The sequence below is a fragment of the Streptomyces sp. NBC_00989 genome, assembly GCF_045162655.1.
GTDB lineage: Bacteria > Actinomycetota > Actinomycetes > Streptomycetales > Streptomycetaceae > Streptomyces.
The window spans coordinates 4552807-4566150 of sequence record NZ_CP108728.1; the positions used below are offsets into that span (position 1 = coordinate 4552807).

Here is a 13344-nt window from a genome sequence, read left to right on the forward strand (position 1 = left end):
GCCATGCCAACACTTCACCATAGGCGGCACACAGGAAAGCCCACACGGACACCACACCGGACCACACCCGCACGCCGTACCTCACGCACGTCGCACTGAAACACCCCCCAACTCCAGCAAGGAGATTTCATGCGACTCCGGATACGCGGCTCAGGCACCCGAAGCGGCACCCCCAGCGGCAGACGCACCGCCGCGCTCGCCGCCCTGATGGCCCTCGCCCTCGCCGCCCCCGTCACGGCGGCCACCGCGTCCAAGGCCACCGCCGACAGCACGCACCAGGCCGCCCCGGCCGCGGACGACATCCGCCAGTACGAGATCCACGTCGACCACAACACGCCCGTCACCCGCACCGCCATCGCGCGGTCCGGCGTCTCCGTGGACGAGGCCGACGAGGAGACCGTGGTCGTCTCCGGCCGCGCCGCCCAGATCAAGCAACTGCGCCAACAGGGCTATACCGTCTCGCTGTTGGGCTCCGCCCCGGACCGCTCCTCGGCCGCGGACGGCGCACGGCTCCTCGACTTCCCCTCGGCCGACGCGAAGTACCACAACTACGCCGAGGCGAACACGGAGATCGACCAGCGGCTCGCCGCCTACCCCGGGATCATGAGCAAGAAAGTCATCGGCAAGTCGTACCAGGGCCGGGACATCGTCGCCATCAAGGTCAGCGACAACGTGGCCACCGACGAGAGCGAACCCGAGGTCGTCTTCACCTTCCACCAGCACGCCCGCGAGCACCTCACGGTGGAGATGGCGCTGTACCTGCTGCGCGAACTGGGCGCGGGCTACGGCACCGACTCCCGCGTCACGAACATCGTGAACAACCGCGAGATCTGGATCGTGCCCGATCTCAACCCGGACGGCGGCGAGTACGACATCGCCACCGGGTCCTACCGGTCGTGGCGCAAGAACCGGCAGCCCAACTCCGGTTCCAGTTACGTCGGTACGGACCTCAACCGGAACTGGAACTACAAGTGGGGCTGCTGCGGCGGCTCTTCGGGCTCGACCTCGTCCGAGACCTACCGGGGCGCGTCCGCCGAGTCGGCGCCCGAGGTGAAGGTCGTCGCGGACTTCGTGCGCAGCCGGGTCGTCGGCGGGAAGCAGCAGATCACCGCGGGGATCGACTTCCACACGTACAGCGAGCTGGTGCTGTGGCCGTTCGGCTACACGTACTCCGACACGGCGACCGGGATGACCGCGGACGACGCGGCCGCGTTCAAGGCGGTCGGGCAGAAGATGGGCGCGAGCAACGGGTACACGGCCGAGCAGTCCAGCGATCTGTACATCACGGACGGTTCGATCGACGACTATCTCTGGGGCAGTCAGAAGATCTTCGACTACACCTTCGAGATGTACCCGGCGTCCAGTTCCGGGGGTGGGTTCTACCCGCCCGACGAGGTGATCGAGCGGGAGACCTCCCGGAACCGGGACGCGGTGTTCCAACTGCTGGAGAACGCGGACTGCATGTACCGGTCCATCGGCAAAGAGGCCCAGTACTGCGGCTAGTCGGTTCTCGTACTGCGGCCAGTCGGTCCTTGTACTGCGGCTGACTAGTCCTTGCGGACCTCGGCCTCCGCCTCGGCGAGCGCCGCCTCGTCCACTTCGGCGGGCCCGTCGTCCTCGTCCTCGTCGCCGTCCTCGAAGTACGCGTCGAGAACAGCGTCGAGCTGCGTCTCCCACTCGGCGAACCTGCTCCTGGCCGCCGCCTCGATCTCGATCGGGTACCAGCGGCGGTCAGGAGTGTGCACCGTGATGGTGAACCGCTTGCCGAAGCGCGGGGACTCGGTCTCTATCGCGCCGATCTCGTCCCAGCGGAACTCGCAGTTCTGGTCGTCCAGGCGCAGTCGTACGCCCTTCTCGTCCGCGACGATCTCCGCACGACGGTCGGACGCCTCGAAGACCGGACCGCTCTCGGACGACTCCTCGGACGAAGCCTCGCCGGCTTCATCCGCGTCGGCGTCGACGTCGGCATCGACGTCGGCATCGACGTCGGCATCGACGTCGCCGTCCTCGGCAACGGCCTTGTCGGCCTCGGCCTTCTCGGCCTCGGCCTTCTCGACCGACGACGACTCCTCCGGCTCCGCCGCCTCGGCCTTCGCGTCCTCAGGCTCCGCGTCCCGCGGTTTCGTGTCCTCCGGCTTGTCGGAGGACACGGCGGGTGCGGTGAGCCCGGGGACGAAGGCCGGGTCGAACCCGGCGCCCTCCAGGGGCTGGCTGCTCGAACCTATGCGCTGCTCCACAGCGCGAAGTATGGTCGACGATCCTGTGTCAGGCACAGCCAGCCCCTACTTCGTTATCAGACGCCTACACGGCGTCCCGGGCGAACTTCTACACGAAGACGCTCAATACGGCCGCCACCGCGAACCCCGCCACCGACAGCACGGACTCCAGCACGGTCCACGTCTTCAACGTGTCCCGCTCGCTGATCCCGAAGTACTTCGCCACCATCCAGAAGCCGCCGTCGTTGACGTGCGAGGCGAAGATCGAGCCCGCCGAGATGGCCATGATGACCAGGGCGACGAAGGCCTGCGAGTGATCGCCCTCCGCCAGCAGCGGGGCCACGATGCCCGCCGTCGTCACGATCGCCACCGTCGCCGAACCCTGTGCGACCCGTAGTACCAGCGAGATCAGGTACGCCAGGACCAGCACCGGCAGGCCCACGTCGTGGAAGGTGTCCGAGAGGGCCTGCGCGACCCCGCTCGCCTTCAGGACGGCGCCGAAGACCCCGCCCGCGCCGACGACCAGGATGATGTTGCCGACCGGCTTGAGGGACGCGGTGGAGACGGTCTCCAGGGACTTGCGGGACCAGCCTCGGCGTAGACCCAGGAGGTAGTACGCGAGGAGGAGCGCGATCGTCAGGGCGACGAAGGGGCTGCCGAAGAACTCGACCACCGAGCGGCCGGTCGACGGGTCGAAGGCGATCGACGAGAAGGTGGCCGCGAGGATCAGGACGAGGGGCGTACCGATGATCGCGAGGACCGTGCCCAGCGACACCGGCTTCTCCTGCGGTACGACGCCGGATTCACGCTGTTCGTCGATGACCGCCTGCTTCGCCTCGGCCGCCGCCTCGACCATGTCCTGCGGTACGGCGACGAAGATCCGCTTGCCGACCCAGGCGGCGTAGGCCCACGCGGCGAGCACGGCGGGGATGCCGCAGACGATGCCCATGAGGATGACCCAGCCGAGCTGGACGTGCAGCAGGCCGGCCGCGGCCACCGGGCCGGGGTGCGGGGGCAGGAACGCGTGGGTCATCGACAGGCCCGCGAGCAGCGGCAGGCAGTAGAGCAGGATCGACTTGCCGCCGCGCTTGGCGGCGGCGTACACGATCGGCGCGAGGACGAAGATGCCGACGTCGAAGAAGACCGGGATGCCGAAGATCAGGCCGGTCAGGCCCATGGCGAGCGGGGCTCTCTTCTCGCCGAAGAGATTGAGCAGCCGGGACGCCAACACCTCGGCCCCGCCGCTGACTTCGAGGATCGCGCCGAGCATCGTGCCCAGGCCGATGATGATCGCGACATGGCCGAGGATGCCGCCCATGCCGGACTCGATGGTGGAGACGGCGTCGGAGCGCTGGACCGTGCCGAAGAGTTCGGTGACCGACAGGCCGGAGAGCAGGCCGACGGTTATGGAGACGGCGAGGAGGGCCACGAAGGGCTGGAGTCTGACCTTGATGATCAGGAAGAGGAGGAGCGCGATCCCGATGGCGGCGACCGTCAACAGGCCTGCTGTGCCGTCCAGCAGAAGGAGCAGGCCTCCGGTGTGGGGTGGTGTCGCGGGGGCGGTGGCGGCGAGCGGTAGGGACATGTGGGGGTCCTCTGGGTCGTAAGAGCATGGGGCTTTCGGGGCAGGGGGGATCGCGGCGCGGCACCCCGGAGGGCGCCGAACCGTCGTACGGTGTGCGGGAGTTGGAGCGGTGCCGGCTCGGTACTAGCCCAGCACGGCCAGCGCGTCGATCTCGATGAGCAGCCCGGCGGGCAGGCCGACGTAGACCGTTGTGCGCGCGGCGGGAGGAGCCGTCAGCTCCTCCTCCTCGAAGTACTCGTTGTAGATCGCGTTCATCTCGGCGAAGTGGTCCACGTCCGTCAGATAGACGCGGATCATCATCGCGTCCTCCCAGCTCGCGCCGCCCTCCTCCAGGATCGCCTTGACGTTGGCGAGGGTCTGGAGGGTCTGTTCACGCAGGGTCGGGCCGGCGGGCGTCGGCGGCTTGCCCTCCTCGGCGGGGAGGAAGCCGACCTGCCCGGCGACCTGGAGGAGGTTCCCCTTGCGGACGCCGTGCGAGAACTTGGCAGGCGGGGCGGTGTGGGTCTTGGGGGTGAGCGCGGTCTTCTCGGTCATACGGGGTCCTTCATACGGGGTCCTTGACGGGGGTTCGGCCGGAGTACTCCCCGCTGATGGCGTCCGCCGTACGACGGACCAGCGGGAGCAGGGTGAGGAGTTCGTCGGCGGTGACGACGACGTTGGGCGCGGAGACCGACATCGCGGCGACCACGCGTCCGTCGGCGCCCCGGATCGGCGCGGCGACGCAGTTGATGGACTCTTCGTGGCCGCCGAGGTCGGTGGCCCAGCCCTGTTCCCGCACCTTCTCCAACTCCCTCAGGAAAGCCGGGGCGTTGGGGGTGGAGCGGGCGGTGTACATGGGGTATTCGAGCTTGTCGGCGAGGGCCCGGCGCTCGATGTCCGGGAGGTCGGCGAGGAGCAGCTTCGCCACGCCCGCGACCGTGATGGCGACGGGCTTGCCGATCCGCGAGTACATCCGCACCGGGTAGCGGCTCTCCACCTTGTCGATGTAGAGGACCTCGTTCTCCTCGTACACCGCGAGGTGGACGGTGTGGCCGCACTGCTCGTTCAGCCGGACGAGATGGGGGTGGGCGATCTCCCGGATGTCGAGGTTCTCCATCGCCTCCTGGGCGAGGGCGATGAGGCGGGCGCCGAGGCGGTAGCGCTGGTCGGACTGGCGGTAGACCAGGCCGTGTTCGTGCAGGGTGCGCAGGAGGCGCAGGGCCGTCGACTTGTGGACGTCGAGGCGCTCGGCGACCCGGCCGAGGTCGGCGGGGCCCTCGGCGAGCAGCGGCAGGATGCTGAGCGCGCGGTCGACGGTCTGACTCATGGCGTACATACCTCCTCGTCGGCCCAGTCGGCGGCGTCGGTCCAGCCGGGGCCGAGTCGAAGTCTCCCCCACGCCCGCTCGTCCAGGGCGACCAGCCGGTCGGCGTAGTCACGGACGGGAGGGGCGGCGAGGTCGCCGGGGACGGTGAGGGCGGCGGCGGCCGTGAGATGCCCGTGCCGCAGCCGGTCCCGTACGGGAAGTCCCCGCAGGGTCGCGGAGAGGAACCCGGCGGCGAAGGCGTCCCCGGCACCGACCGCGGCGACGACGTCGACGTGCGGCGCGGGCTCGAAGGTGACGTCGTCGCGGTGGAAGACGGTGGCCCCGCGTCCGCCCTGTTTGACGACGAGCGTCTCGGGGTCGGGGAACGCGGCCCGTACGGCATCGGCCCCGACGAGCCCCCAGACCTCGGCGGCCTCGTCCTCGCCGACGAACACGAGGTCCGCGCCGCGCGCCAGCTCCAGCAGCACGCTCGGGCCGTCGGCCGAACGCCCCAGCGCGGGGCGGTGGTTGACGTCGAAGGAGATCAGCGGGCGGTGAGCGCGGATCGCGGTCAGCTCACGGACCAGGCCGAGGCAGCCGGCGGAGAGCATCGGGGTGATCCCGGACAGATGCAGCACTCGCCCGGCCCGTACGGCGGCCAGGTCCACGTTCGCCACGGCCATCGCGGAGGCGGCGGACCCGGCCCGGTAGTACGCCACCTCGTGCGCGTCGGTGGCCCGGTCCCCGGCGGTGCGGAAGTAGATGCCGGTCGGCCGCGCGGGATCACGTCGTACGGCGGACACGTCGACGCCGTACCCGCCGATCGTCTCGACGAGATGGTCGCCGAAGCCGTCCGCCCCCACCCGGCTGACCCACCGGACGGTGTGCCCGGCGGCGGCCAGGACACACGCGACATTCGACTCGGCACCGCCGATGGCGCGATCGAAGGACGGTACATCGGCGAGGCGGCCGGGACGGCTGGGTAGGAACGTGACCATGGACTCGCCCAGCGCTACGACGTCCACGACGTCACGGGCGGCGGTGGACTGTCCGTCGGCGGTCACGATGGTGATGGCTCCTCGTCGGTGCGCCGGGGTGGCGGCGGCTCCGTTGACCCGGTGTTGGGCGAGATGTTAGACAGCGGTAAGCGATATACGCAATGAATGTTGCAGGGATTGCAACACTCCAGCTCAGGGAGGCCCCATGGTCCGCGACTCCGGTACCGAAGCGCTCACCCGGCTCGCCGGGGAACGCGTCGACCACCGTTTCAAGGGCCTCCCCCCGGACGCGGACGGCGTCACGGTCGCCGAGTTGGCGGCCCAGCGCCGCAACCTCTTCACCGGCGGTTTCACCACCCCCGTCCTCGCCCTCTCCGCCGAGCGCCTGGACCACAACCTCCGCCTCATGGAGACGTACGCGACCCGCCACGGCCTCGCCTTCGCCCCGCACGGCAAGACCTCCATGGCCCCTCAGCTCTTCCACCGCCAACTCGCCCACGGCGCCTGGGGCATCACCCTCGCGGTCCCCCACCAGGTCCGCGTGGCAAGGGAGTTCGGGATCGGCAGCGTCTTCCTCGCGAACGAATTGGTCGACCCGGCCGCCCTGAAGTGGATCTCCTCCGAACTGGCCGCCGACGAGAGCTTCCGCTTCATCTGCTACGTCGACTCCGTGCGCGGCGTCGAGTTGATGGACGCGGCCCTGCGCGGCGCCGCCCGCCCGCTGGACGTGGTCGTCGAACTGGCCGCCGGCGAGGGCGCCCGCACCGGCGTGCGCACGGAGGCGGAGTGCGCGGCGGTCGCGGACGCGGTGGCCGCCGCGGGGACGCTGCGGCTGGTGGGGGTCGCCGGGTACGAGGGGGAGGTGCCGCAGGCGGATCCGGAGCGGGTGCACGCGTGGTTGCGCCGACTGACCGCGCTCGCCGTGGAGTTCGACAAGGCGGGGCGGTTCACCGGATCCGGGCTCGACGAGATCGTGGTCAGCGCGGGTGGCAGCGCGTGGTTCGACGCGGTGGCCGACGTCTTCGCCGAGCTGCCCGAACTCTCGCTCCCCGCACTGAAGTTGCTGCGCTCGGGCGCCTACGTCTCGCACGACGACGGCCACTACCGCGAGATCACCCCCTTCACACGTGTCCCCGAAGAGGGCGCCCTGGAGCCCGCGTTCCGGCTCTGGGCGCAGGTCGTCTCCCGCCCCTCCCCCGAGCAGGCCTTCGCCAACGCGGGCAAGCGGGACGCGGCCTACGACCTCGACCTGCCCCTCGCCCAGGTGGTCCGCCGGGACGGCACCGAGCGCCCGGCGACCGGCATCGAGGTCACCGGCCTGTCCGACCAGCACGCCTGGCTGCGGACGACGGCCGGGGCGGATTTGGAGGTGGGTGACTGGATCGGGATGGGCCTGTCCCACCCCTGCACGTCCTTCGACAAATGGCAGTTGATCCCGGTGGCGGAGGCGGACGGGACGGTCGTCGACTACATCCGCACGTTCTTCTAGAAGCCGTATACAGGCCGTATCGGACCCCGCTGGAGGCATGGGCATGGAAGAGCTGGTGATCCGGGACGCGGACGTCGTCGACGGCAGTGGTGGGCCGTCGTACCGCGCCGATGTGGTGATCGACGGCGGACGGATCGTCTCGATCGTGCAGGAGGCCGCGGCGGCGGGCTGTCAACGCCCCAAGGCGCGCCGGGAGTTGGACGCGGAGGGCCTGGTCCTCTCCCCCGGCTTCATCGACATGCACGCCCACAGCGACCTGGCGTTGCTGCGCGACCCGGACCACAGCGCCAAGGCCGCGCAGGGGGTGACCCTCGAAGTCCTCGGCCAGGACGGGCTGTCGTACGCCCCCGTCGACGACCGCACGCTCGCCGAGGTGCGCCGGGCGATCACCGGGTGGAACGGGTACGGCGACGACATCGACTTCGACTGGCGGTCGGTGGGCGAGTACCTGGACCGGCTGGACTCCGCATTCGGTGGGCGCGGAGTGGCGGTCAACGCGGCCTACCTGATCCCGCAGGGCACGGTCCGGATGCTGGCCGTCGGCTGGGAGGACCGGGAGGCGACGCCCCAGGAGCTGGACCGGATGCGGCAGTTGGTCGCCGAAGGCATGGAACAGGGCGCGGTCGGCATGTCGTCCGGGCTCACCTACACCCCCGGCATGTACGCCAAGGACGCCGAACTCACCGAACTCTGCCGGGTGGTGGCGTCGTACGACGGCTACTACTGCCCCCACCACCGCTCGTACGGCGCGGGCGCGCTGGAGGCGTACGAGGAGATGGTGGAGCTGACGAGGGAGGCCGGCTGCCCCCTCCATCTGGCCCACGCCACCATGAACTTCGGCGTGAACGAGGGCCGGGCACCGGAACTGCTGACCCTCCTGGACGAGGCGCTGGCGACCGGCGCGGACATCAGCCTCGACACCTACCCCTACACCCCCGGCTGCACAACGCTCGTGGCGATGCTGCCGAGTTGGGCGAGCGAGGGCGGTCCGGAGGAGATCCTGCGGCGCCTGGCGGACGACGAGATCGCCGAGCGGATCCGCCACCACCTGGAGGTGATCGGCTCGGACGGCTGCCACGGGGTGCCGATGGAGTGGGACACGATCGAGATCTCGGGGGTCACGGATCCCGCGTTGTCCGGCCACGTCGGCCGCCGCCTCGACAGCTGGACCACGGCCCGCCACCTTCTCCTGGCCGACCGGCTCGCCCCGTCGATCCTTCAGCACGTGGGTCACGAGGAGAACGTCCGCCAGATCATGCGGCACCGCGTCCACACGGGCGGCTCCGACGGCATCCTCCAGGGCGCGAAGCCGCATCCGCGGGCGTACGGCACGTTCCCGGAGTATCTGGGGCGGTACACAAGGGAGTTGGGCGTGCTCTCCCTGGAGGAGTGCGTGGCGCACCTGACGTCCCGCCCGGCGGCCCGCCTGCGCCTGCCCGACCGGGGCCTGGTCAAGGAGGGCTACCGCGCGGACCTGGTGTTGTTCAACCCCGCGACGGTGGCGGCGGGTTCGACGTTCGAGGAGCCGCGAAGGCTCCCGACCGGCATCCCCCACGTCCTGATCGACGGCCGTTTCGTGATCGAGGACGGCCGCCGAACGGACGAACTAGCGGGCAGATCAGTACGCCGTGCGCCATAACGCCGTGCTTTTAGGGGCGCGGGGAACTGCGCGACCAGCCACGACGCACCCGCAGACAAGGACGGCACATCCAGCGGAGCGCTACGGCTTGGGGAGCGTGCAGGTGGACGCGCTGAGGGCGAGCACGTTGGCCGAGGTGAAGCAGGCCGGGATGTTGTAGGTCTCCTCGGCGTAGTTGATGCCCTCGCGGACCGTCACCGTGCCGTTCTCGGAGACCTCGCACGGGTTGTTCTCGGTGCAGGTCTCGCCGTCCTCGTTGCCCGTGTTGTTCACGGCGACGACCTGCCCGGTGCTGGTGTCGATGACCGGGGAGCCCGAGGTGCCGCCGATGGTGTTGCAGGCGGAGGTGTAACGGACCGAGTCCTTCCAGGTCCAGTCGCCCTCCTTCAGCCGGTACACGAACCCGTCGATGCTGCAGCTGTAGATCGTCTTCCAGTAGCCGGAGACGACCTTGATGGCGGTGCCGGCGGTCGGGTGCGTGGCGCTCACGGTGAGCGGGCTGATGTTGTACGCGCTCTTGATCGCCGCGTACGTGGTGGTGGTGCGGTAGATCGTCACGTCCGTGTCGGTCATCGTCGAGTACATGACCTGGTTGGCGCGGAGCGTGGCGACCTTCGTGCCGGCCGAGTTCAGCAGCCCGAAGGTACGGCTGGAGGACTGGCCGGTGATGACCTCACCGGGCTCCGGGAAACCGGTCTCCAGGCAGTGCCCGTTGGTCATGACCAGCGCCGGGGCGGTGTCGGTCGAGTTCGGGAACCGGATGACCGAGCCGGAGCAGTTGCTGAGCGAGACGATGCCGGCGAAGTCGACGGTCACCGCGGCGGCCTTCGGCGCCACCTGGGGTGCGGCGACCGCGGGTGCCACGCCCGCCCCGGCGATGGCCAGGGTGGAGAGCGCGGCAAGGAGAGGCTTGTTCATGTGGGGGTCCCCTCTTATGACGAGGCGACCGGAGATCTTCCGGCCGCCGTCTTTTTGTCATGGGCATTGTGATCGTTGAGGGGGGTGGGGGCAAGGAGCGGTTTCCGGCCGTTCGCGGCGGTGTCTCATGTGGCGGAAAGCACGAGCCAAGTCCCGTTACCCCGCCGTAAGCTCACCGACATGCAGGTGATCCAGTCGACCAAGCTCTCCAATGTCTGTTACGAGATCCGGGGCCCGGTTCTCGAAGAGGCGATGCGTCTGGAAGCGGCAGGGCACCGCATCCTGAAGCTCAATACGGGCAACCCGGCCGCGTTCGGGTTCGAGTGTCCGCCCGAGATCCTGGAGGACATCCTCCGGAACGTGTCGTCGGCGCACGGGTACGGCGACGCCAAGGGGCTGCTGGCCGCCCGACGCGCGGTCGTCATGCACAACCAGACCCTGGGCATCGAGACGGACGTGGAACACGTCTTCATCGGCAACGGCGTCTCCGAGCTGATCGTCATGGCGATGCAGGGGCTGCTCGACGACGGCGACGAGGTCCTCGTACCGTCGCCGGACTACCCGCTGTGGACCGCCGCCGTCTCGCTCTCCGGCGGGACCGCCGTGCACTACCGCTGCGACGAGCAGTCCGACTGGATGCCCGACCTCGCCGACGTGGAGCGGAAGGTCAGCGACCGCACCAAGGCGATCGTCATCATCAACCCGAACAACCCGACCGGCGCCGTGTACGACGAGGAGATGGTCAAGGGCCTCACCGACATCGCCCGCCGTCACAACCTGCTCGTCTGCTCCGACGAGATCTACGACAAGATCCTCTACGACGGCGCCACGCACACCCCGACCGCGAAGGTCGCCCCGGACCTGCTCACCCTCACCTTCAACGGGATGTCGAAGGCGTACCGGGTGGCCGGATACCGGGTCGGGTGGATGTCGATCTCCGGGCCGCGCGCGCACGCCGACTCCTACATCGAGGGTCTGACGATCCTGGCCAATATGCGGCTCTGCGCCAACATGCCCGGCCAGCACGGGGTCGTCGCCGCGCTCAGCGGGCGGCAGACCATCAACGACCTGGTGCTTCCGGGCGGGCGACTGAAGGAGCAGCGGGACGTCGCGTACGAACTGCTGACCCAGATCCCGGGCGTGACCTGCGTGAAGCCCAAGGGCGCGCTGTATCTGTTCCCGCGGCTCGATCCACAGGTCTTCAAGGTCAAGGACGACCGGCAGATGGTGCTCGACCTGCTGCGCCAGGAGAAGATCATGGTCGTCCACGGCACCGGGTTCAACTGGTCCGAGCCCGACCACTTCCGGGTCGTGACGCTGCCCTCGGTCGGCGATCTGCGGGACGCGGTGACCCGGATCGGGAACTTCCTGGACGGGTACAGCCAGCCGTAAGCGGCAGCCGGAGCCCGTTGTAAACCTCTGGGTCCCGTTTTTCTTCGGCTCCTTCCGGCCAATTTTTCGGCCAGCACAACTTTAGACGAGATCTAAGCTAGGATGGTTTCCTGTCTGAGCACAGGAGACCATGCCATGTACGAACCGATCCGCACGAAGTCGGTCCACAGCACGGTGGCCCGCACCCCTTCCTCCGACTTTCCGCACCGGTCGCGCGAGGAGGAACTGGACATTCAGCTCGCGGGGCACCTCGCCGCGCTGCTTGCGGTGACCGATGAACTGCGGGCGCTGGAGCCTTCCGACGAGCTGGACGTGGCCGCGGAGAGGCTTGCCGGGCAGCTCACGCGGTTGCGTGGTGGCGCCTCGCCCAGCCGGGCGTCGGCCGCGGCCGCTTCTACGTCCCGTTTGGACGCGCTGCACCTGAAGGCTCATGCGCTTGCCGGGCGGGCGTTGGTTGTCGCGGCGTCGCGTGCGGATACCGCGGCGGCGATTCTGTCCGCCGAGCGGATGGACGCGCATGCGGTGACCGTGGTCGCCTAATCGCCGTAGGGGTTCTGTGCACTTGCGGGTGCGCGCCCGTCGTGGCTTGTCGCGCCCACGCGGCGGAACCGCAAATCGATACAGCCCCGCGCCCCTAAAGGGGCGCCCGTCCGGACCGTGTTGATCCGGGACCGGTCCGACACCTCCCGTTCATCCCTTTCCTCGGGGAATGTTGGGTTCCGCGAGCACGCTGCCCCTCGTGAGACGTATCGCGGGAATCGTCCTCGCGGTGTTGCTGATCGGCGGAGTGGTGGCAGCCGTCGTAGCGGGCCGGGACAACGGGGACAAGAGCACGGCAACGAAGACCGTGCGTGGTGTGATCGGTTCGGAGAAGGCGGACTTCTTCGCCGATCCCGATGTGGTGAAGGCCCTCGCCGCCAAGGGCTTCACCGTGCGGACGGAGACCTCCGGGTCCTGGGCCATGGAAGGGCTCGACCTCAAGGGGTACGACTTCGCCTTCCCCTCCAGTCAGGCGCCGGCCGACGCGCTCGCCGCCAAGTACAAGGCCCAACAGCCCCTGCCGCGGCCCTTCTACTCGCCGCTCGTCGTCGTGGCCCACCGCAGCGCCGCCCAGGTCCTCGCGGACAACGGGCTCGCCACGCTGGACAGGAGCCAGGACCGCGGCACGCTGAAGATGGCCGCCTATCTCGATGCCGCCAAGCGGGATCTGACCTGGCAGCAGCTCAAGGGGGCCTCGAAACACGGGGAGTTGACCGGCACCCTCTACATCGCGACCACCGACCCCGAGACCTCCAACTCGGGTGCTCTGTACCTCGCAGCAGCCTCCTACGTCGCCAACGGCGGGCGGGTGGCGGCCAGTAGCGCCGATGTGGACCGCACCGCGCCCCTGATGCACCAGCTGATCAGCGTCCAGGGTGCCCAACAGTCCAGCTCGGACGCGCCGTTCAGGGATTTCATCAGCGGCGCCGGCAATCCGCTGGTCCTCGTGTACGAGTCGCAGGTGGCCTCGCTGCTCCTCGACAAGCAGCCGGTCGGCGACCTCGTCGTGCTCTACCCGGACACCACGGCCAACAGCGACCACACCGTCGTACCGCTCACTCCGGAGGGCCGTGAACTCGGTCAACTCCTCAGCAGCGACCCGGCGTTGCGCAGGCTCGCCGTACGGCACGGGTTCCGGCCGCAGGGCGACACCGCCGAGTTCGTCGCGGCCACCGCCGCCCACTCCAGCTATCTCAACCAGACGCTGACCGGCGTCCGGCAAGCGCCCGTGCCCACCTCGAAGGTGCTGCACGACATGGCGCGCCGGGCACGCGGTTGAACG

At 69.3% G+C, this 13344-nt stretch carries 12 protein-coding genes; 6 read left to right on the forward strand and 6 right to left on the reverse strand.

The genetic code is table 11. The features are described 5' to 3' along the window. Positions 1-129 precede the first annotated feature (129 nt). The gene (locus OG714_RS19635; protein ID WP_406122666.1) at positions 130-1503 is read left to right on the forward strand and encodes a M14 family metallopeptidase; all 1374 of its coding nucleotides are present in this window, start codon (positions 130-132) and stop codon (positions 1501-1503) included. A gap of 44 nt (positions 1504-1547) precedes the next feature. Here OG714_RS19635 and OG714_RS19640 read toward each other — a convergent pair whose 3' ends face one another. The 5 genes from OG714_RS19640 to OG714_RS19660 all read right to left on the reverse strand — a co-directional run bounded on the left by OG714_RS19640 (position 1548) and on the right by OG714_RS19660 (position 6150). Continuing rightward, entirely contained in the window at positions 1548-2237 is a 690-nt protein-coding gene (locus OG714_RS19640; protein WP_406122668.1) for a hypothetical protein, read from the reverse strand. Between the two features lie 88 nt (positions 2238-2325). Continuing rightward, the gene (locus OG714_RS19645) at positions 2326-3801 is read right to left on the reverse strand and encodes a GntP family permease (protein WP_406122670.1); all 1476 of its coding nucleotides are present in this window, start codon (positions 3799-3801) and stop codon (positions 2326-2328) included. Positions 3802-3924: 123 nt separating this feature from the next. Continuing rightward, positions 3925-4335, reverse strand: a complete 411-nt coding sequence (locus OG714_RS19650; RefSeq protein ID WP_406122672.1) for a RidA family protein — start codon at positions 4333-4335, stop codon at positions 3925-3927. Positions 4336-4345: 10 nt separating this feature from the next. Continuing rightward, positions 4346-5107 carry an IclR family transcriptional regulator gene (locus tag OG714_RS19655; RefSeq protein ID WP_406122674.1) on the reverse strand — a complete coding sequence of 254 codons (762 nt, stop codon included), beginning with the start codon at positions 5105-5107 and terminating at the stop codon, positions 4346-4348. Further along, positions 5104-6150, reverse strand: coding sequence for a sugar kinase (locus tag OG714_RS19660; RefSeq protein ID WP_406122675.1), 1047 nt, complete (start codon positions 6148-6150; stop codon positions 5104-5106). The genes OG714_RS19655 and OG714_RS19660 overlap by 4 nt, the downstream gene beginning before the upstream one ends. A gap of 139 nt (positions 6151-6289) precedes the next feature. Here OG714_RS19660 and OG714_RS19665 point away from each other — a divergent pair, with 139 nt between their 5' ends. Together OG714_RS19665 and OG714_RS19670 are read left to right on the forward strand one after the other, a co-directional pair. Continuing rightward, on the forward strand, positions 6290-7573 hold the full coding sequence (locus tag OG714_RS19665) for an amino acid deaminase (protein ID WP_406122677.1): 1284 nt from the start codon (positions 6290-6292) through the stop codon (positions 7571-7573). Positions 7574-7616: 43 nt separating this feature from the next. Beyond that, positions 7617-9212 (forward strand): amidohydrolase family protein, encoded by a 1596-nt coding sequence (locus OG714_RS19670; protein ID WP_406122678.1) that lies wholly within the window; start codon positions 7617-7619, stop codon positions 9210-9212. An 81-nt stretch (positions 9213-9293) separates the two neighbouring features. Here the strand turns inward: OG714_RS19670 and OG714_RS19675 are convergent, their stop codons facing one another. After that, positions 9294-10130: a trypsin-like serine peptidase gene (locus OG714_RS19675; RefSeq protein WP_406122680.1), complete on the reverse strand. Its 837-nt coding sequence runs from the start codon at positions 10128-10130 to the stop codon at positions 9294-9296. A 180-nt stretch (positions 10131-10310) separates the two neighbouring features. Here OG714_RS19675 and OG714_RS19680 point away from each other — a divergent pair, with 180 nt between their 5' ends. From OG714_RS19680 to OG714_RS19690, 3 genes are all read left to right on the forward strand, one after another. Further along, a complete protein-coding gene (locus tag OG714_RS19680) occupies positions 10311-11522 on the forward strand; it encodes a pyridoxal phosphate-dependent aminotransferase (protein ID WP_328679583.1) in 1212 nt (403 codons plus the stop codon). Between the two features lie 135 nt (positions 11523-11657). Further along, entirely contained in the window at positions 11658-12062 is a 405-nt protein-coding gene (locus OG714_RS19685; RefSeq protein WP_406122682.1) for a hypothetical protein, read from the forward strand. A gap of 199 nt (positions 12063-12261) precedes the next feature. Further along, complete coding sequence (locus tag OG714_RS19690) at positions 12262-13341, forward strand: substrate-binding domain-containing protein (RefSeq protein ID WP_406122684.1); 1080 nt, start codon at positions 12262-12264, stop codon at positions 13339-13341. The last annotated feature ends 3 nt before the right edge of the window (positions 13342-13344 follow it).

Excerpts from the sequence above, each read along its gene's own strand:
- OG714_RS19635 (WP_406122666.1), top strand. The coding sequence starts at position 130 with ATGCGACTCCGGATACGCGGCTCAGGCACCCGAAGCGGCACCCCCAGC.
- OG714_RS19645 (WP_406122670.1), bottom strand. The coding sequence starts at position 3,801 with ATGTCCCTACCGCTCGCCGCCACCGCCCCCGCGACACCACCCCACACC.
- OG714_RS19650 (WP_406122672.1), bottom strand. The coding sequence starts at position 4,335 with ATGACCGAGAAGACCGCGCTCACCCCCAAGACCCACACCGCCCCGCCT.
- OG714_RS19655 (WP_406122674.1), bottom strand. The coding sequence starts at position 5,107 with ATGAGTCAGACCGTCGACCGCGCGCTCAGCATCCTGCCGCTGCTCGCC.
- OG714_RS19665 (WP_406122677.1), top strand. The coding sequence starts at position 6,290 with ATGGTCCGCGACTCCGGTACCGAAGCGCTCACCCGGCTCGCCGGGGAA.
- OG714_RS19670 (WP_406122678.1), top strand. The coding sequence starts at position 7,617 with ATGGAAGAGCTGGTGATCCGGGACGCGGACGTCGTCGACGGCAGTGGT.
- OG714_RS19675 (WP_406122680.1), bottom strand. The coding sequence starts at position 10,130 with ATGAACAAGCCTCTCCTTGCCGCGCTCTCCACCCTGGCCATCGCCGGG.
- OG714_RS19680 (WP_328679583.1), top strand. The coding sequence starts at position 10,311 with ATGCAGGTGATCCAGTCGACCAAGCTCTCCAATGTCTGTTACGAGATC.
- OG714_RS19685 (WP_406122682.1), top strand. The coding sequence starts at position 11,658 with ATGTACGAACCGATCCGCACGAAGTCGGTCCACAGCACGGTGGCCCGC.